Annotated in this window: 17 protein-coding genes; 11 read left to right on the plus strand and 6 right to left on the minus strand. The window is 43.7% G+C overall.

Annotated elements, in window-relative coordinates; translation table 11 throughout:
- Positions 1 to 50: 50 nt before the first annotated feature.
- From L1D21_RS12370 to queG, 3 genes are all read right to left on the minus strand, one after another.
- Positions 51 to 2,330: a TonB-dependent receptor gene (locus tag L1D21_RS12370; protein ID WP_239845568.1), complete on the minus strand. Its 2,280-nt coding sequence runs from the start codon at positions 2,328 to 2,330 to the stop codon at positions 51 to 53.
- Between the two features lie 182 nt (positions 2,331 to 2,512).
- Positions 2,513 to 3,466 (minus strand): PHB depolymerase family esterase, encoded by a 954-nt coding sequence (locus L1D21_RS12375; protein WP_239845569.1) that lies wholly within the window; start codon positions 3,464 to 3,466, stop codon positions 2,513 to 2,515.
- A 321-nt stretch (positions 3,467 to 3,787) separates the two neighbouring features.
- The gene (gene queG, locus L1D21_RS12380) at positions 3,788 to 4,915 is read right to left on the minus strand and encodes a tRNA epoxyqueuosine(34) reductase QueG (protein ID WP_239845570.1); all 1,128 of its coding nucleotides are present in this window, start codon (positions 4,913 to 4,915) and stop codon (positions 3,788 to 3,790) included.
- A gap of 228 nt (positions 4,916 to 5,143) precedes the next feature.
- On the opposite strand from queG, the gene L1D21_RS12385 reads away from it, so the two are divergent.
- Positions 5,144 to 5,917, plus strand: coding sequence for an ABC transporter substrate-binding protein (locus L1D21_RS12385; RefSeq protein WP_239845571.1), 774 nt, complete (start codon positions 5,144 to 5,146; stop codon positions 5,915 to 5,917).
- On the opposite strand, the gene L1D21_RS12390 is transcribed toward L1D21_RS12385, so the two are convergent.
- Complete coding sequence (locus L1D21_RS12390) at positions 5,914 to 7,827, minus strand: diguanylate cyclase (RefSeq protein WP_239845572.1); 1,914 nt, start codon at positions 7,825 to 7,827, stop codon at positions 5,914 to 5,916. The two genes, L1D21_RS12385 and L1D21_RS12390, sit on opposite strands and share 4 nt — an antisense overlap.
- Before the next feature lie 244 nt (positions 7,828 to 8,071).
- Between L1D21_RS12390 and L1D21_RS12395 the strand changes: the two genes are divergently transcribed.
- Positions 8,072 to 8,572, plus strand: coding sequence for a phosphatase PAP2 family protein (locus L1D21_RS12395; RefSeq protein ID WP_239845606.1), 501 nt, complete (start codon positions 8,072 to 8,074; stop codon positions 8,570 to 8,572).
- A gap of 34 nt (positions 8,573 to 8,606) precedes the next feature.
- Positions 8,607 to 9,038: a DUF3069 domain-containing protein gene (locus L1D21_RS12400; RefSeq protein ID WP_239845607.1), complete on the plus strand. Its 432-nt coding sequence runs from the start codon at positions 8,607 to 8,609 to the stop codon at positions 9,036 to 9,038.
- A gap of 71 nt (positions 9,039 to 9,109) precedes the next feature.
- On the opposite strand, the gene rsuA is transcribed toward L1D21_RS12400, so the two are convergent.
- A complete protein-coding gene (gene rsuA / locus L1D21_RS12405; RefSeq protein WP_239845573.1) occupies positions 9,110 to 9,799 on the minus strand; it encodes a 16S rRNA pseudouridine(516) synthase RsuA in 690 nt (229 codons plus the stop codon).
- Between the two features lie 288 nt (positions 9,800 to 10,087).
- On the opposite strand from rsuA, the gene L1D21_RS12410 reads away from it, so the two are divergent.
- The 4 genes from L1D21_RS12410 to L1D21_RS12425 all read left to right on the plus strand — a co-directional run bounded on the left by L1D21_RS12410 (position 10,088) and on the right by L1D21_RS12425 (position 14,155).
- On the plus strand, positions 10,088 to 12,172 hold the full coding sequence (locus L1D21_RS12410) for a M13 family metallopeptidase (RefSeq protein ID WP_239845574.1): 2,085 nt from the start codon (positions 10,088 to 10,090) through the stop codon (positions 12,170 to 12,172).
- A gap of 150 nt (positions 12,173 to 12,322) precedes the next feature.
- Positions 12,323 to 13,102, plus strand: coding sequence for a RelA/SpoT domain-containing protein (locus L1D21_RS12415; RefSeq protein WP_239845575.1), 780 nt, complete (start codon positions 12,323 to 12,325; stop codon positions 13,100 to 13,102).
- A gap of 99 nt (positions 13,103 to 13,201) precedes the next feature.
- On the plus strand, positions 13,202 to 13,603 hold the full coding sequence (locus L1D21_RS12420; RefSeq protein WP_239845576.1) for an SMI1/KNR4 family protein: 402 nt from the start codon (positions 13,202 to 13,204) through the stop codon (positions 13,601 to 13,603).
- Between the two features lie 51 nt (positions 13,604 to 13,654).
- The gene (locus tag L1D21_RS12425) at positions 13,655 to 14,155 is read left to right on the plus strand and encodes a DUF4447 family protein (RefSeq protein WP_239845577.1); all 501 of its coding nucleotides are present in this window, start codon (positions 13,655 to 13,657) and stop codon (positions 14,153 to 14,155) included.
- 59 nt (positions 14,156 to 14,214) lie between these two features.
- Here L1D21_RS12425 and L1D21_RS12430 read toward each other — a convergent pair whose 3' ends face one another.
- The gene (locus L1D21_RS12430; protein WP_239845578.1) at positions 14,215 to 14,844 is read right to left on the minus strand and encodes a glutathione S-transferase family protein; all 630 of its coding nucleotides are present in this window, start codon (positions 14,842 to 14,844) and stop codon (positions 14,215 to 14,217) included.
- A gap of 261 nt (positions 14,845 to 15,105) precedes the next feature.
- On the opposite strand from L1D21_RS12430, the gene L1D21_RS12435 reads away from it, so the two are divergent.
- The 4 genes from L1D21_RS12435 to L1D21_RS12450 all read left to right on the plus strand — a co-directional run bounded on the left by L1D21_RS12435 (position 15,106) and on the right by L1D21_RS12450 (position 18,576).
- Positions 15,106 to 15,642: a PH domain-containing protein gene (locus L1D21_RS12435; protein WP_239845579.1), complete on the plus strand. Its 537-nt coding sequence runs from the start codon at positions 15,106 to 15,108 to the stop codon at positions 15,640 to 15,642.
- 15 nt (positions 15,643 to 15,657) lie between these two features.
- Entirely contained in the window at positions 15,658 to 16,923 is a 1,266-nt protein-coding gene (locus L1D21_RS12440; RefSeq protein WP_239845608.1) for an Nramp family divalent metal transporter, read from the plus strand.
- Positions 16,924 to 16,927: 4 nt separating this feature from the next.
- Positions 16,928 to 18,013 carry a serine hydrolase domain-containing protein gene (locus L1D21_RS12445; protein ID WP_239845580.1) on the plus strand — a complete coding sequence of 362 codons (1,086 nt, stop codon included), beginning with the start codon at positions 16,928 to 16,930 and terminating at the stop codon, positions 18,011 to 18,013.
- 98 nt (positions 18,014 to 18,111) lie between these two features.
- A complete protein-coding gene (locus L1D21_RS12450) occupies positions 18,112 to 18,576 on the plus strand; it encodes a DUF1456 family protein (protein ID WP_239845581.1) in 465 nt (154 codons plus the stop codon).
- The last annotated feature ends 20 nt before the right edge of the window (positions 18,577 to 18,596 follow it).

Genomic DNA, 18,596 nt, shown 5'->3' on the forward strand with positions numbered 1-18,596 from the left:
AGCCGACTTTAATTAAGTCGGCTTTATTAATTTAAATATCAAATTATTTTTTAAAAAATATACCCAAGGGTTAGTGAAACTGTCTGCGGGTCGCCATAATAACCAATTAATGTATTATCACCACCCAATCCTGGGATATATCCACCGTTGGTATCTGGGGTTACGAAAGCATAATTACCTACTAGGTATTCTTCATCGGTTACGTTCTTCCAGTGAACGCCAGCGTTCCAATGACCATCGTTGCTATACCAGTTTAAACCTAGGTTTAGTAGACCGTAAGCGTCTTGGCTAAGTAGGTTGTCTACTACTGCGAGGTCATAATCACCACGATAGTAGTAGTTACCGTTAGCCACAAAAGTACCGATGTCTGTATCTAAGGTGTAGTTGAAACCGACGTTAGCTGTGGTATCTGGAGTATTGGTAATGGTGTAAGTATCACTGATATCTTGCTTATTACCGTTAGCATCGTATGAGATCACTTCTTCAAATGAAGTGTCGATTAAGCCTAAACTTGCGAACAGATTTAGTGACTCAGTGGCAGCATATTCGACATCCAGTTCTAGACCAGTACCGGTTGAGGTACCAATATTACCTAAACGTTGGTTAAGATCGGCAGCGGTGGCACCGGGTAACACGGCGACGAACTGTCTGTCTTTATGGTTTAGATAGAATGCCGTTGCGTTGATACGCAGATTATCGTTCCACTCAGTTTTAATACCTAGCTCATAAGAATCAACCACTTCTGGATCAACCGCAGGCTCTGCTGTAGTGGCTCGTGGGTTGAAAGTACCTGACTTAAAACCTTGTGAGTAGCTGGTAAATAACATCATGTCATCGTTGATTTGGTATTCTAAGCCGAGTCGTGGCGTAAAGCGTGACCAAGTCTCTTCATCGTCGAGGACGGTTGGAATGCTGGCGTCGATTAAGGCTTCATCACGAACATAGCCAGGGTACCAACCTGTTTCTGGGTAGATACTATCGAAAATAACCCCGTTGTTTACTGTCGCTTCTTTGGTTTCACGGGTATATCGTGCACCTAACGTCAGTGATAGTTGCTCGGTAATATCGTAAGAGCCTTGGGCATAAGCCGCATAACTTTCACTGTTGTTACAACCGCTGACTTCGCGAGTTAGACCGCCGAACGCTTTAAAAGCCTCTTCGAGGATAGCATCAAACTTACCGCATGAATCACCGGTAAAGTAGTATAAGCCAGTAACAAGAGTCAGATCGTCACCTACGTAGTTGGCCTGAAGTTCTTGGCTAAACTGTGAATCATCATAGATGGCGGGAACATCGAAAATACGCAGGCTGGTATTATCGAAATCGATGTTCGTTGGTGAGTAACTTTCACGTGATGCGGTAACCGATTTTAAGACCCAATTCTCATTGAGATCGTATTCTAAGGTAAGGCCCCAACCTTCAGTTTCTACCTTGTTCCAAGTAGGCATACTGGTGTACGAGTCATACTTGCTATCTGGTACTGGCGCATTAGTTAGCAAGCTCGGCAGGATACGATAACCGCCTTTGGCGTTCGACTCATCTTTAGTCTTGTCGTAAGTCAAACGCATAAATAGGCTGTCGGTAGGAGTATATTCTAAGCTAACACGGCCAGCTAATACATCTTTGTTATAGTTTTCAGTATCTTGATCTGGAAGTGCTGAGGTGATGAACTCGCCGAAGCCATCGCGATTCAAGCTTGCAACAGCAAAGCCAAAATACAATTTGTCGTCGATGATCGGATATTGGCCAGCAATTTTAAGGTCTTTTTGAGCATAACTCCCTACAGTCCCTTTAAGGCTCAATTCGGCATCGCCAGTCATTTTTTTCGTGACATACTTAATTGCGCCACCAATGGTGTTTTTACCGTATAGGGTACCTTGTGGGCCGCGAAGAACCTCGATACGTTGTACATCCAAAATATCCAGTACTGCACCTTGTGGACGGGCAACATATACATCATCAATATAGATACCGACGCCAGGCTCATAACCCCAAAGCGGATCTTCCTGGCCTACACCACGGATAAATGCGGTAAGGGTAGAGTTAGTACCACGGCTGGTTTGTAAGGTGGTGTTAGGAGAAAACTGCTGAACTTCAGTCATGACGCTAATACCGCTATCATTAAGTTCGTCGCTACTGATTGAGGTAACAGCCACTGGGACATTTTGTAGGCTTTCGGCTGTTTTACGTGCCGTTACTTCAATGCGTTCTAAGGTGGCTTTTTTAGCTTCGGTGTTATTGTTTTCCTCGGCCGCGATAGCGTGCTGGGTCAATAACGCAGATGAGATAGCTAAAGCAAGGCAGCTGAGTTTTATCTTATTCTGGTTCATACAGGTTCCCGTTGTAGTATTTATTTTAAGGTTGTTTCTTACTACTTATTTATTGTTCACATTGACTGTATAGTAATTTTTCAAAATTTGAATCGGTACTATAGTAGTATGTGTTATTTAAATTTATTGCTTCTTATGTTTTTTAAAGGGTTTTACACTTTTATTTAATATATTTTTGCCAGTTATATATTCCAGTTTTTAATTATTTCTACCATGGTGCTGATGGGGGTTTTAAGTAAAAATGGCGCTTCTATCCCACCATTTTGAATATCTGGATTAACCGCAATTCCATGCCCCATATTATCTATTTCAGTCAATGAAATTTGGGTTGCTGTGGTACGGCTTTCCCAGGTGCGGGTGTGAATACCCGATCGGGGATTTGAATTGGCTACAGGTTTGGCTTGAGTGAGTTCAGCCCAATGTAGTGCCAATCTCTCCGAATTAACCGGATTCACCACTAGATCTTTGGTGCCAGTCCAAATTGAGAGTGAAGGCCAGCTCTGCTGTTGTGGGTGCAGGTCTTTTGCGTGAGTCACTAACTCTTGTATTGAATAAGAGGGGCCTGATTTCATACAGGAGATCGCCTTTGTGAGATTATCAGCACAGGGATAAGTGAGTCCTGCGATTATTGCCCCAGCCTGGAACTGTTGTGGATAGTTGAGCAGAAGGGCACTGGCCATGGCACCACCTGCGGAAAGCCCTACTAAGTAGACTTGTTTGGCTTCGAGTCGCTGCTGTGCTGCGCTGATCATATTGTGGATTGATAGCATCTCTCCACTATCTAACTGGGTATCTTGGTTTGAAAACCAGTTAAAACAAGCCTTTACATTATTTTCATAACTCTGTTGTGGAGCCAATATGGCAAAATGATGTTGTTGCGCCAGTGAGGTGAGCCCACTATCGTTAGCCAGAGTAATCCCTTGTTGTACGCATCCATGAAGTAATACCACCAGTGCCTGATGGTTATAATTCTCTGGTACAAAGTAGTCGGCGGTCAACTCGCCTGGATTCTCACCAAAGTCGCTAAGGGGTTGGTATTCATTTGCCTGAGCGGCGTGGGCGCTAGCGATTATGAGCAGCAAGATCCATAGGCTGGAAAGCTGTTTTATTAATAGATTAAAAAAGCGTTTTGGCATTGGCTAAACTTCCAAGTTGTTCATAGTGAGAACTTGCGAAATTTTGCCTAATACAGCAATGGCACTTTAGACCCATGTGGTTAATCGACTGATTTTATTTGAGTAATGCTAATCATTATAAGAAAGTGCTCTACTCAGCGTGTTTTTTGGCAACTCTTTCAAGGCGGTAGATGATCTAATGGTTAGTCCCTTGTAAGGCCATTAACGCAGAAGTTGGAAGCCAAAAATATGGGTATAAATATCCATGTTCTCGCAGCCGAAGCTACAATCGGCTGCGCTTTTTGGCAAGTGTAAAATGACGTTGGCTATAGACTCAAAAATTTAGGCATCGCGAGGCAGACCCTTTTCGATGGCACGAATGATTCTTTGGGTTTTACGGTTAGTAATGGATGTAAGATTTTGATCCTGCTGTTTAATCGCTTGTTGTGCCAGAGCCCAGTCGATATGTTCGCATACCAGTTCGTCAACTTGCTCTCGTTTACTCTGTAGCGCTGCAACAATGTCTGCACTGTAGGGAGCGTTACCTAAGGCTACCGCGATATTACGTAGCCAGCGTTGGTGACCAATGCGTCGAATAGCACTCCCTTGAGTGTTATGCAGAAATTGGTCTTCACTCCAGCTAAATAGCGTCAGTAATTGAGGTTGTTTTAAGGTATCGCGGATATGAAAGTCGCTCTCTTGAGTTAGAGGCGCTTGGCTATTGACCGGACACACCAATTGACAGTCATCACAACCATAGATGCGGTTTCCTATTTGTTCTCGAAATTCAATGGGAATAGCCCCTTGCAATTCGATTGTTAGGTAAGAGATACAGCGGCGTCCGTCGACGATATAGGGCGCAACAATGGCATTGGTTGGGCAAGATTTGATACAGGCGACACAGCTACCACAGTCTTCTTTGATTGGGATATCTATGGGTAGCGGCAGATCGACCAACAGCTCACCTAGAAAAAACCAACTACCCGCCTGATCATTGAGTAATAAGCTGTGTTTACCTGTCCAGCCTATTCCGGCTTTATCAGCCAACGGCCGTTCTAAGATAGGTGCGGAATCGACGAATGGACGAAAATTAGGTTTGCTCAGACCTAATTCGAGCAGTTGTTGCTCTATTTTATCCCCCAGTTTTTTGAGACGATTTCGCATCAACTTATGATAATCGCGGCCACCTGCATAACGGGATATGTAGGCCAAATTGGGGTCGCTTAAATGAGTAGCAAAACCGGCTTCGGGTGGTAGGTAGTCCATTCTGGCACAGATAACGCGCTGGGTTCCGGGATGAAGCTCCTGTGGCCTCGCGCGCATCATGCCATGATTAGCCATGTAACCCATTTCACCGTGATATTCACTGTCTAACCAGAATTGCAGCTTAGGCTCTTCCTGCTTTAGGTTTGTATCAGTAATGCCGACTTGTGCAAAGCCGAGTTCTTTGCCCCATTGCTTAATTTGCATGGCTATTTGCTGTAACTGTACAGAGGTTAATTGAGGTTGCGGCTGAGTTGGCATAAGGCTGGTAGCAAGTGGATAACCAACTCATCATAGCAGTTAAGCCAATTAGACAAAACCTTGGACTAATTATGATGGGCAAGATAAGGTGTCGCTAATGAGTTACAAAGGTTAATAAATTGTTACTTCCAACGCCTGAGTGAGTCGGCGATGAATTATGGAATATGAAATTAATTGAAATATTTAACGCTTTGCTTTTTATTGTTATTACTTATCATTCCTTTAGGTAAGGCTAATGCATCACTACGAATACTCACAGAAGAATGGGCGCCAATAAGTTTTCAGGATCATGGTGTTCCTCAGGGATATGGGGTGAAACTGGTACAGCAACTTGCGCATCAACTGGATGTAGATGCTGATATTGAAGTTCTACCTTGGGCTAGGGCTTATTCTATCGCTTCTTCTGAACCGAACGTGATGTTATTTCCCATGTCAGATAATGCCGAGCGTAGTCGATTATTTGATTTTGTCGGTCCTATCGCTACGGCCACTATTAACATCTACGCTCATGCCGATGACGATGTTGAAATTGAAGATCTATCTCAGCTAGATGAACTGGGTAGTGTCGGTGTCTACCGTGGTGCAATTGGTCAATCAATGCTGACTGATGCAGGCGTTAAACATTTAACCGTTGCAAGTATGCCGCAACATTCAGCGAAACAGTTATTGCACAAGCGTATTCGTTTTTGGTGTCAGGCCGATTTAGCGGTAGTTAGTTTACTCGATGACGTTTCTGCTGGGGTTGAGCAGATAAAACCGGTATATGAATTAGCAAAAATTGATTTGTATCTGGCCTTTTCAAAAGGAACGGATCCTAAAGTTGTTAGACAGTGGCACAATGCACTTCAGCAATTAGAGTCACAAGGTGAATTAGCAAGATTATTCGAGGCTTGGATTCCGGATGATTATGAGCCTAATGAAATTGAGCATATCGAACTGGCTGATTAAATCCGGTTTTTTTCACTTAGTTTAGCGGCGTTTCTGCCCGATGTTTTTACTTGATACAGGGCTTCATCGGCACGTTTGAGAAGTTCAGCAAATTTGTTATCTTCTGCTTTGGTGGCTACACCAGCGCTGATGGCTAGTTTAAAATCCGCTGCGACATTATCGAAGTTTTTTTCGTATATGGTATTCACCAGACGTTGGGCAATATTCATAGCTTGTTCTGCATTGGTACCAGGTAATATGGCGAGAAATTCCTCGCCGCCAACCCGGCCAACTAAGTCTTGTTTGCGCATCATGCTGTTACTGACTTTGGCAATTTCAATTAGCGCGATATCCCCGATGTCATGGCCGTATTTGTCATTGACCTGCTTAAAGTGGTCGATATCAAACAAAATCAACGACAATGGCTGATCTTCGGCGTCGGTAGATACAAAGTATTGTTCACCCTTATGATAAGTGGAGCGACGATTAGGTAGCTGAGTTAAATGATCAGTTGATGCCAATATCGATAAGCTCTTCGATTTTTGTGCTTGTTTATAAGCAATAATAGCTAAGAAAAACATGATGATGCAGCTAAGAATAATTACAGTTAACTGCAATATGCGGTTTTGATTTGAAATCACCAACTCATTTTCTTTGACTTTTTGGAGTTCTAATAACTGTTGGTTTTCACGTTCGATACGCTCTGTGTCATAGCGAGTCCGCATCTGAGCCGCATTCACACTTTGTCTGCTTTTATCCAAGACTTTATGTGTTTCAATATAATCTTGTTGTGCTTGGTAGGCTTGTTGCCAATCTTGCTGTATGGCAGAAGCCTGACTTTTTACTTGGTATAGCATCTCTAAGCCACGGAGATTATTAATAGATATAAAGCTATTTTTAGCTTCATCTAAGTATTTTTGGGTTGTTTGAAAGTCCAGTTTTTCAAGTACCGATTGCGCTTGATACAGCCTCATAAAGCTATAGATTTCGTCTGCGTCGGCAGTGATCACTTGTTCTGCTTGCGCTAAATAGTGATCGGCTTCTGCAATACGTCCAAGCTGAATTAAAGTTCCTGCAATGTTGACTGCACTATAAGCTGCATCTGTTTTATGGGAGTGAGTTTGCCAGTATTTATGACTGATTAAATGGTATTTTAATGCTTGCTCATTTTCTCCTAACTCCTCTAATGCATAGGCTATTTGAACATTCATTAAATTGGCACTGTCTGCATAATTAAGCTTAGTAAACTGAGCTTCGAGCTTCTTATAATAGGTGATAGCTGTCTGTGGATCTCCCATCCTTCGATAGCTAGTTGCTAATTCTGTGAGGTTTTGTAACGACCAATATTCGAGTTTGAGTTCTTCATATAACTTCTGTGCCGCAATCAGATCTTTTAGCGCTAGGATAAAGTTACCTTGAAACGAATAAATTGCGCCCCTTAGTGAGTGAATATCGGCGATAAGTTTGGGAGATTCGATAGTATAAGCTTGATTAACCAATACATTATATTCTTTCAACGCGGCATCAACTTCGCCTTTTAGCTGCATCATATAAGCACGGCAGAGTTTTAAATCGAGAGTGGCTTCCGCTGAATTGGGAACTTGAGGAGCCGCTATTTGTTGGTTAGCGAAAGCGATGGCTTCATCTATCCCTTGAGATTGAGATATATCGAATTGATTCCAACACAGAATGGGCTGGACTTTAAGATAATTTTGTTCATCCTCGATGGTGATATTTTGCTTTAAATAATCCAGCATAGCTTGCATGGACTTAGGATCTTGAACTTGGCCGCTATCGAAGATGTTAAAAATCTCCTCGACGCTTTGGGGAATGCTGGTGACAGGACCAGCAGAAGCCGCGAAACTGCTGAGTCCGCTAAAACTTAAAATAAGTGCCAGTGTAAACCAAGGTCGAAGAATTATTTTTATCATTTATAGAACTAGTTAACCTTGCTGAGTAACAATCAAACTATAACATATCGAGTGGTTTGAGCATTGATTTTATAGCGTATGATGCTGAAATGGTATTAGGTTTAAACTCTATTTGAGTAAAATTTAATTTTATTGACTAAGTCCTTTGATTCAATTTTTGCTTTTGGTCAACTTGAAAGGTATAACGTCAGTCTCTATTTATCCTACCAACGAGTCTACAGTGAAAGCCTTATTTGTAACTTTTTTGTTGTTTTTTAGTGTCAGTTCTAATGCCGAAGGTCAATTGGAAAAGTCGGGTGATATTTTACATCTGTTGCTTCCCGCAACGGCATTAGGAGCCAGCCTGATTGTTGAAGACGATTATCAAGGTTCATGGCAATTGATTAAAACCGGCGTAGTGTCTCGTTTGGTGGTTGAGGGGCTCAAATACGGTATCGACAAACAGCGCCCAGACGGTTCAGATATGGATTCATTTCCATCTGGACATGCCGCTGATACATTTGCCGCCGCGACTTTCGTACAGCAGCGTTATGGTTGGAAGTGGGCTATTCCAGCATACATAGGTGCGACTTATGTCAGTTATACCCGCGTAGCAAGTGACCAACATTATGTTGAAGATGTACTTGCAGGTGCCGCCATCGGTGTCTTATCTGGGTTATATTTTACGGACCCGTACAAAGGCATCACAGTGACACCGATTGCTGGTGGTGGAAATTATGGTGTTGCAATTAGTGGTAAGTTTTAACGGCCAGTTGTAATACGGCAATATTAGGAGTGAAATTGTGGTAACCCCTGAATATAAACAGCGTGCCGAACAGGTTGCGCTAAACGTTTGTAATAGCGTGATCCCAATGGATAAGGTTCCGGCTAATCTGTTGGAAGCCTATGCCAATCTATGTAATGAACTACTGGAAGATAAAGAGTCTAAATTTGCTAGCCAGTGGCAAGCATTACCTGCCAGTGCTTCTGCGCTATTACCTCAAGCCGACTTTCATGGTTTTTACATTGCTAATGCTTGGTTGCAGCTAAGCCGAGTGGCGCAAGATATCGCTGAGTTAGCAGATAGTGATGAAGCGATTGATGAAAATGAGTACAACAATATTTTTACCCGCTTATCGGATGCCTCATTGAAAGAAAGTGCCAAGAAACTTAAGAAAGCCCGTACCGACCGAGCACTATTGAATAGCATTAAGAGTGTGATTGCGGGTTAAAAATTAAAACCAGATATAACAAAGCCAGTCGCTGTGACTGGCTTTTTTGTTTTGTGTATTTGCTCGCAGCCTTACACAGAAGCGATCTCTTTCTCCGTCAGGAAGCGCCATTCACCTGGCGCTAAATCTGGGTCGAGTTCAATATGGCCGATACACTCTCGATGTAATCCCACCACTTTATTGCCTACAGCGGCAAACATACGTTTTACCTGATGATACTTACCTTCGCTGATGGTCAGTCTGGCATGGTGACTGTCAATGATCTCCAGCAAGGCAGGCTTCGTTAAATCTTGTTCATTTTTTAAGGCTATCCCTTGGCTAAATTGGCTGATGAGTTTATCGTCGATGGGGTCTGCCAGTTCAACTAGGTAACGTTTACCGCACTCTTTTTTAGGAGATGTGATTTTGTGCGACCACTGACCATCGCTAGTGATGAGCACGAGTCCTGTGGTATCGACATCGAGTCTGCCTGCAATATGCAATTGATCTTTACGTGCTAGATCTAACAGGCTGAGCACCGAAGGGTGATCTTCATCTATGGTTGAACTGATAGTATTTACAGGCTTATTTAACATGATAAACCGAGGGCCAATTACCGCAATCGGCTCACCGTTTAGACAAATTTGATGTTGCGGTTGGACTTTAAAGCTGGAGTCTTTAATTACCGCTCCATCGCAGGTTACATCGCCCCGATGTAATGCTTTCTTGGCTAATGAGCGGGTTAGTGAAGTGGACTCGCAGATATATTTGTCTAAACGCACTGTGGTTCTCTGATAACTAAACGATAAAGGCCGTCATTATGAGGCTAAAAAAATTAAAGCGAAAGCTCTGTGTGGCCGATTCTGTCAGCCTTGCTAATGTATATGGGGATGTAGGAAATTTTTTCTTACAGATCAATGGCCGGATCGCGGCAGCTATTTACGCGATACACTTGTTTACTTTGGTGAAGTGGCCTTAACATGGAAAGCTAGATCTTTTTTGATCATTTGGCTCTACCACTAAAAAGTAAACGAATTAAAACAATATAAGCAATCACGAAGGAATGCATAATGAAGAAAGTTCTTATTGGGGGCTTGTGTGCCTCTTTAATCGCTGGGCTGAGTGCGTGTAACAGCGACAATGTCGAGGTGAAAGGCCCAGAAACGGCTAAGACCGAAGCTGCTGTTGCAGTAAACAAAGCGCTGACGTCTGGTATCGATTTCGCAAATTTTGATAAGTCCGTTCGTCCTCAAGATGATTTTTATTCATACGTAAACGGTGCTTGGATAGCAAAGACTGAGATCCCTGCAGATAAAACCAGTGTCGGTGCGTTTTATGACTTACGTGATAAATCACGTGATGATGTGAAAGCGATTATTGAAGAAGTGGCTGCGACACCAAACTTGGTGCAAGGCAGTGACGAACAGAAAGTTGCCGATCTATATCGTTCATTTATGGACACGACCACGCTTGATAGTCTGGGTATCAAACCAATTCAAGGCGAGTTAGATAAGATTGCCGGCCTCAAGAATAAAGATGAATTGGTTGAGTATTTTGCTCATAGCCAGATCATCGGTGGTGGTACACCGTTTGCGTTTTATATCGATGTAGACTCTAAAAACTCAAGTCGTTATGCCACACATATTTGGCAATATGGCCTAAGCCTGCCAGAAAAAGATTACTACTTTAATGATGCTGAGCGTTTCGTGAAGATCCGTAAAGCCTTCGTTGAACATATCGAAAAAATGTTCACCTTAGCGGGATTGCCTAATGCTAAGGCCAGTGCCGAGAAGATATTGGCACTCGAAACCGCCATCGCGAACCGTCATTGGAATGTGGTTGAAACTCGTGACAGTACCAAGACTTATAATCTTTATAAAGTTGCCGAGCTTAGCAAACTTGCACCAGATGTGAATTGGGCTGGCTACTTGAAAGTACTGGGTGCCGATAAGCAGGAAGATATTATTATCAACCAACCTAGCTTTATCGAAGGTTTTGGCGAAGTGCTAAAAGCGAACGACTTAGCGACTTGGAAAACTTATATGACTTGGCAAACCCTGACTCATTTTGCCAGCGTATTAAGCTCAGATCTTGATCGTGAGAATTTTGAGTTTTTCTCTAAGACGCTAAATGGTCAAGCTGAGCCTGAGCCGCGTTGGAAGCGTGGTGTGTCAACGGTTAACTCGGTATTAGGTGAAGTGGTTGGTAAAGTCTACGTTAAGCGTCACTTTACACCAGAAGCGAAAGATCGCATGCAAGTCTTGGTTGAGAACCTGCGTGAAGCTTATGGCGATAGCATCGACGGTCTAGACTGGATGGGCGCTGAAACTAAGTTAGCCGCTAAAGACAAACTTGCTAAGTTCACTCCAAAAATTGGCTACCCAGATAAATGGAAAGATTACAGCAAGCTAACCATTACCGGTGATGATCTTGTCGGTAACGAAATTCGTGCTAATGAATTTAGCCATGAGCAGCAACTTGAAAAATTAGGCGGCCCAATTCGCAAGTGGGAGTGGTTAATGACGCCACAAACCGTGAATGCTTACTACAACCCAACCATGAACGAAATCGTATTCCCTGCGGCTATCCTTCAACCTCCATTCTTCAACATGGCGGCTGATGATGCGGTAAATTACGGTGGTATTGGCGCGGTAATTGGTCATGAAATGGGTCATGGTTTTGATGACCAAGGCGCTAAATTTGACGGCGAAGGTAACCTACGTGATTGGTGGACAGAGCAAGATCTAAAAGAGTTCTCTGAGCGTACTGCAGCGTTAGTGAATCAATACAATGGTTATTATGTGTATGACGATCTACACGTTAACGGCAGTCTGACGTTAGGCGAAAACATTGGTGACCTTTCAGGTGTAACTATTGCTTATAAAGCGTATAAGAAGTCGCTTAATGGTCAAGAAGCGCCTGTGATCGATGGTCTAACTGGCGATCAACGTTTCTTCTACGGTTTCGCGCAAGTATGGCGCGCGAACATGAAAGAGGAAGCGATGCGTAACCGCGTAGCGACGGACCCACATTCACCAGCTAAGTTCCGCGCTATTGGTTCTCTGTCGAATATGCCGCAGTTCTATACCACGTTTGACGTTAAGCCTGGCGATGCAATGTATATTGCGCCAGACAAGCGTGTGAAGATTTGGTAATAGCCATTTAATCCTTTTAAAAGAGCGCCTTGGCGCTCTTTTTTATTGCCTATTTAAAGATTAACTATGTTTCATTTGTTGTTCAGCCGGGGTTAAGCCAATCGAGACTAGATTGAATACATAAGGGTGGGAGACAGACCGAGGATGGTTATGAATAGATTATTTCGCACTTTCTTTATTTTTCTTTTATTGCTGTCGACTCGAAGTGGTTTTGCAGCAAGTTATGATAACAACATCGAGATTAATGAATCTCGTAGTAATGTTGCCTTCAAGCAGGCCTTCTCCAAAGAACTCCACGGCCTCTATGCTATTCCTAGTTCCAGCGCTATCGTGATTCGTCAAGCCAGTGCTGATTTTGACCATCTTTATGCTCAAGCGGATGCTGCGCAAACAGAATTAGCTCAGTTATTAGCATCGATAGCTGATTCCCCACATTATCAGCTCATTATTCCCGCGATAAAATCGGCTCAAAGAGCAAAACAGAAAGTCGTTAATAAATTTAACGGCGACGCGAGCCAGCTAACCGATTTGGCCAGAGCCAGCATAGTCACCGATAATATCTACAGCTTGATGACGGCCTTTGAAACACTCAAAGATAAAGGGGTTATAGTGCAAGTGAAAAACCGATTTGCCGAGCCCAAAGCCTCCGGTTATCGTGATTTGAATTTATTGGTCAAACTGCCACAAACTCAGATGATTGCAGAAGTTCAGCTGCATCTAAAAAGCATCGCCGAGATAAAAAGTGGTGCAGAGCATCAAGTTTACGAGATGGTGCAAAACATTGAGGCGGAGGCAAAACAGCAACAAAGAGCGCTATTGCCATTCGAAGTCGCTAAAATTACTCAGCTGCGCCAGCAATCTCACAAGCTGTACCATAAGGCCTGGCTCAATTATAAACGGATTGATAATGCCCGATTGATCGCCGCTTAAGGTTTGGTTTAGCAGTGGCTGCAAAAATAAATTGAGTTAACAAATTTAATCTAAAGCGATTATACTTGCCGCCATTAGCCTCATAATAAGCGAACTCAAATGCATGATCTTATTGAGCAGCTACAGGAACTCAGTGAAACCGTTCCTGTGCCGCTAGAGTTACCTAGTTTCGACCAGCTGGTAGATGTTGAAGAACAGATCCTCATCCCGCTCCCGTCGGAATTGAAAGAGTATTTACTGTTTGCCAGCGATGTTATCCATGGCAGATTAGAACCCGTCACGGCCAGCGATCCGTTTTCTCATACCTATTTACCCGAAGTGACCTCCTATGCTTGGTCTATTGGCCTGCCGCGCGAATACATTGCCATTTGCCAACAAGGTGACGACTTTTATTGTATCTCCCAAGAGGGTGAGGTGCTGCTGTGGCAGCAGGGTGAATTGAGCGATGAGAGCTGGGAGTCGTTTTGGCAATGGGCCGAAGAGGTTTGGATCCCAAGCTAACCTAGCTGCTCAGATACAGGCTTAAATTATTAATTAAATTTGGAAATCAAGATGTCGAAACAAGCAGAATTAAACGCAATAGAGATTAAATATCTGCGCCATTCGTTAGGCCTAAGTGCGGCTCAAGTTGCCGAACTTTCAAAGGCGACGGAAGAGCAAGTATTGGCCTGGGAAGCGGGTGAACTAGAGGTGTCTGGCTTAGCGGCTAAAAAGTTGCTGGAACTGGATGAAACCATAGAGATGCAGGTACTGAATACTTGCGATGGTATCGAAGAGTTATTTAAAAAAGAGCCAAAGCGTCGTCTGAGCTTTGTGGTCTATCCTACCCAAGTGGTTTACACCCAATATAACCCTGAGTTCCTCAGTGCACTCCCCTTGACTGAGCTGTATAACACCGCAGCGTGGCGAATTAAGAAAGAGTGTAAATTAGTACTCGAGGTGGATGTGACCTTGGTGGCGTTAGATGTTGAAGCTTATAAAGCCTACCGAGAGAAGGAAGGTTTGAAAGAGAGCCGTGAGAGCCGTGCTAAATGGGCTGCGACTCAGCTTTAATGTCGATGAGATTCAATAAAAAAGGAAGCCTCTGGCTTCCTTTTTTATTAGCTGAAGTATTAGTTAGCCGCCGCTATCGCTTCAGTTTTTTGCAATGCTTGAGCTAAAGCAGGGCGAGCTTGCAGTCTATCTCGGTAGGCCGTGAGTTTTGGTGGCAGGCTTTGTTTAAACATGGTTGCCCATATCAAGGTATGTGCCAGCAGAATATCGGCTACCGAAATCTCATCACCTAACACAAATGGCGAGTCGGGTAACATGGCTTCGGCTAATGCGGCTGCCTTATCAAACTCCCACTGTGCCACACTGAGCATTACCTCTTGGCGCTGCGCTTCTGGTAAAGCAAATCTGTGTTTGCCCATGGTCCAAAGTGGTTGTTCAAGCTCGGTGATTATAAAGCTAATCCATTGGTGATGTTGAGCCGAGACGTGGGTTCCTGCCTCTGGGAGGAATTTTCCTTGACCATATCTTTCAGCTAGATAGCTACAGATGGCGGCTGACTCCGTCATGAGCAGATCATCATCGGTGATCACGGGGATTTTGCCACTGGGATTTAAGGCTAAAAATGACTCGCTGCGATTATCGCCTTTCGAGAAATTGATAAAATTAAATTGCCAATCGATTGCTAGTTCTTCTAATAACCAAGATACACGCAGTGCGCGGCTTTTTGGCGTGCCGTATAAAGTGACCATAGGTTTTCCTTATCCTCTAACTTAGGTGAAGTGTTGTTGATTGTGCCCTGTTTGCCTGTTTATCAACTTGCTTTGGCTAGCCTATGCGATTTTTAAGCTAGTTAACAAGTCATCAATCGACTGACTTATGACGCTATTGCAAAAATCATTATTAAAGAGCAGTAGACCCTAGTGACAAACTCATGATTTGTTTATTAATTAGGCCGTGATAAGTTAGATCCGTTTGGGGGATTCAAGGCAAATTTTGCCATGGAGAATAAGATGCAAGATAAGTTGTTATTACAGGCAAAATTTAGTGAAAACTTAGGTCGTTATTGGTTGCTATCAGGAGCGGTTGGGCTGTGTGTGAGCATTATTGGTATTCCATTGCTGTTGATCTGGTTCCCACTTGGAAAATGGGTGACTCAACGGTATATCGATAATATGAGTGCCGAGTTAACCACTCAGAAGTTGATTGTTCGTAAAGGTATTTTCACTCGAACTGAAAATACGGTTCCTCTCGATAAAATTACCGATATGGCATTAATTCAAGGTCCTATTATGCGGATGTTAGGCTTGCATAAGCTGACCATAGAAACTGCGGGGCAGTCAGGTGCTGGAGCATTAATCAGTCTGATCGGTGTCGATGAGGTCGAGCAGTTTCGCGCTAGGGTGCTGAGTCAAAAAAGTGTACTGGCAGAGAAATACAGCCAAGCAAGCCAAAGTGACCCAGAGCAAGATGCCAACCTGGTTTACTTACAAGAGATAGCGGCGACACTATCACGTATCGAAGCCGCTTTAGCATCTAAGCCACAGTAGGGAATGAGTATGGCGATGATGCAAATGACCGTTAAAGAGACGGTTTTCACCAGGTTAAATCAAACTGTTAAATCACTAGGGCCGGGGATTTTGGTTGCCGCCGCTGCGATAGGTGCCTCTCACTTGGTGGCATCAACTCGTGCCGGAGCCGAGTTTGGCTGGCAACTGGCTTGGGTGATTTTGGCGGTAAATCTGCTTAAATATCCCTTCTTTGTGGCTGGAGCGCGCTATACGGCTGCGACGGGAGAAAGCTTGCTTCATGGCTATCAACGTCAGGGACGGGGCTATCTGTGGTTGTTTACGCTACTTAATGCCATCGGCGCCATTGCCAGTACAGCTGGTGTCGCCATGTTAACCGCTGCGATGTTAAGCCAGTTTATCCCTTTGGGGATCGACTTATTGGCAATGATAGTTCTACTGTCTAGCCTTATGTTGCTGATACTGGGTCATTATCAGTTATTAGATAAAGTCACCAAGGTGATCATGTTAGTGCTGACTATTAGCACCTTGATGGCTGTTGCGCTGGCTTTCAATGTGACTTCGATTGTTGATAAACCGCTAGTGAGTGCGTCACCTTGGGATTGGGCTCATGTCGGTTTTCTTGTGGCCATGATGGGCTGGATGCCAGCGCCGATTGAGATCAGTTCATGGAATTCACTATGGCTACTGGAAAAAAGTAAGCAACAACCACTCAGTCAATCGCAGATGCTATTTGATTTCAATTTAGGTTATGGCGTCACGGCATTGCTAGCCGTGGTGTTCTTGGCATTAGGCGCACTGGTAATGCATGGCAGTGGCGAGGCTTTTTCTGCTTCGGGAGTTAAGTTTGCCGACCAGCTCATTCGACTCTATGGCCAGGTTTTAGGTAATGAAAGCCGATATTTGATAGGCCTTGTGGCCTTGCTGTGTATCTTTAGTACTACGGTTACTGTTATCGATGGGTATAGTCGAACCTTAGCACTCGGCTGGCAGTTATTGACTCAGAGAACAGAGGACGTTAGCAGTCGAAATCTGAGTTTAATCATGCTTGCTGTCTGCATATTAGGCTTAGGAATTATTCTATTTTTTAAAGGTGCATTATTGCCGCTATTAGAGTTTGTGATGACTTTGGCCTTTTTAACCACAGTGATTTTTGCTTGGCTTAATTATCGGCTGATGACCAGTGACAACTTGGCAGTCACAGATCGCTATGGTTTAGGAATGCGCCTGCTATCTTGGGTGGGTATGGTTTATCTATTAGGGTTTGCAGCGTTATTTATTTACTGGAAATGGTTCGGTTAACTCAATGAGTAAAACAAGGATGACAAACAACCCAAGATTGATATGCCTCTGTCTACTGGTTTTTCTGTTCAGTTCGAGTCAGCCAGTATTCGCCGAAACAAATCCAACAACAGCGGCCCTAGGCGTCGAGGTGACTCAAAAGCAACAAGTTGGGCTTAGCGGTATTTTCGATGAGATTATTGCTACTAATGAGCGCCCTTTTTATGGCTTAGTGGCTCTGATGCAGGGCGGCAAGATCAGCTACCTCAACACTAATGCTTATCAAGGAGCATTAGTCCCGACGCTCGACAGCCGTTTTATGCTGGCTTCGCAGAGCAAGATGATTACTGCCGCTTTGGTGATGCAGGCAGTTGCCGACGCTAAGTTTAGTTTGGATGATAAAATTACCCCTTATCTTCGCCAAGCAGGATTAGCTGGCTATGATGAAAGGATCACCTTAGATCAACTGCTTAGTCATAGCTCGGGGATAGCGCCTAGCGGCAAGCCGAATCGTTTTACACCAGGCAGTGATTTTCAATATTCGAATTTAGGTTATCAGGTGCTAGCACAGGTGCTTGAGGCGGTATATCAGCAACCCTTTACCTCATTGGTTACTCATTTTCTTAAGCGTCACGGTATAAATGGAATCACCGCACAATTAGGCGAGCAGACGGGGTTGCTAAAGGGAATTGAGATAAGCAGTGGTGAGCCAATGAATTATGAGGTTCAGATGAACCTGCTACCTGGGGGCGGCATGACGGGTTCAGCTCTGGGTCTGTTAACTTATCTTCGCGCTCTGCATAGTGGTAACTTGCTGCCTGCGGTGCAATATCAGATGATGACCACACCAAGGATATTGCGACCTCATCGCTGGCCTCAGCTGTATTACGGCTATGGAGTACAGGTAAATCGGCAGGAGCTTAACGAATACAGTCATTCTGGTTATTTGTCGGGTTATCAGTCCTTGAGTCTGAGTTATCCCGAGTTCGATACTTATTTGGTGGTGTTGGAAAATGCCTCTTGGCCGCTGGATGACAAAGATAAGGTCTTTGGTCTACACGATAAGCTACGCCATGCGCTGCGAAATGCTCTGATACTGGAGAGGCCTTGATACTGGAAAAATAATCTCAAGGCGAAGTGAAAACTCGTTTATAATGTCGCAATGATGATAGCGCAGCCGCGCTGTTTTAGAGATAAAGATATTTCACTATGATAAATAACGATATTTTACGCCGCCTACGTTTTGTATTTGACTACAAAAATGCCAAGATGATTAAAATTTTTGCCAAGGTCAAACACGAGATGCCTCAGGAAGAGTTACTTGATATGCTCAAGAAAGAGGCGGAAGAAGGGTACAAGCCGTGTAACGATAAAACCCTTTGTCGTTTTTTAGATGGGCTTATTATTGAAAAGCGCGGTTTGAAAGAGGGCGCTGAGATCCCAGAGCCTGTGTCACAGCTGAATAATAACCTGATTTTTAAAAAGCTTAGAGTTGCCCTTGAGATGCGTGAAGAGGATATTATCAATACCTTAGCGCTGGCAGACTTCAATATGAGCAAATCGGAATTAGGCGCCTTGTTCAGAAAACCTGGCCATAAACATTTTAAAGAGTGTGGCGATCAGGTTTTACGTAATTTCCTGAGTGGATTATCCATTAAATATCGCGGCAAATAGTCTCTCTATAGTATGAGATA

The organism is Shewanella sp. Isolate11, from assembly GCF_022398315.1.
Classification (GTDB): Bacteria; Pseudomonadota; Gammaproteobacteria; order Enterobacterales; family Shewanellaceae; genus Shewanella.

Excerpts from the sequence above, each read along its gene's own strand:
- L1D21_RS12415 (WP_239845575.1), top strand. The coding sequence starts at position 12,323 with ATGAATAGATTATTTCGCACTTTCTTTATTTTTCTTTTATTGCTGTCG.
- queG (WP_239845570.1), bottom strand. The coding sequence starts at position 4,915 with ATGCAAATTAAGCAATGGGGCAAAGAACTCGGCTTTGCACAAGTCGGC.
- L1D21_RS12370 (WP_239845568.1), bottom strand. The coding sequence starts at position 2,330 with ATGAACCAGAATAAGATAAAACTCAGCTGCCTTGCTTTAGCTATCTCA.
- L1D21_RS12420 (WP_239845576.1), top strand. The coding sequence starts at position 13,202 with ATGCATGATCTTATTGAGCAGCTACAGGAACTCAGTGAAACCGTTCCT.
- L1D21_RS12435 (WP_239845579.1), top strand. The coding sequence starts at position 15,106 with ATGCAAGATAAGTTGTTATTACAGGCAAAATTTAGTGAAAACTTAGGT.
- L1D21_RS12375 (WP_239845569.1), bottom strand. The coding sequence starts at position 3,466 with ATGCCAAAACGCTTTTTTAATCTATTAATAAAACAGCTTTCCAGCCTA.
- L1D21_RS12425 (WP_239845577.1), top strand. The coding sequence starts at position 13,655 with ATGTCGAAACAAGCAGAATTAAACGCAATAGAGATTAAATATCTGCGC.
- L1D21_RS12390 (WP_239845572.1), bottom strand. The coding sequence starts at position 7,827 with ATGATAAAAATAATTCTTCGACCTTGGTTTACACTGGCACTTATTTTA.
- L1D21_RS12410 (WP_239845574.1), top strand. The coding sequence starts at position 10,088 with ATGAAGAAAGTTCTTATTGGGGGCTTGTGTGCCTCTTTAATCGCTGGG.
- L1D21_RS12445 (WP_239845580.1), top strand. The coding sequence starts at position 16,928 with ATGAGTAAAACAAGGATGACAAACAACCCAAGATTGATATGCCTCTGT.
- L1D21_RS12430 (WP_239845578.1), bottom strand. The coding sequence starts at position 14,844 with ATGGTCACTTTATACGGCACGCCAAAAAGCCGCGCACTGCGTGTATCT.
- L1D21_RS12450 (WP_239845581.1), top strand. The coding sequence starts at position 18,112 with ATGATAAATAACGATATTTTACGCCGCCTACGTTTTGTATTTGACTAC.
- L1D21_RS12440 (WP_239845608.1), top strand. The coding sequence starts at position 15,658 with ATGATGCAAATGACCGTTAAAGAGACGGTTTTCACCAGGTTAAATCAA.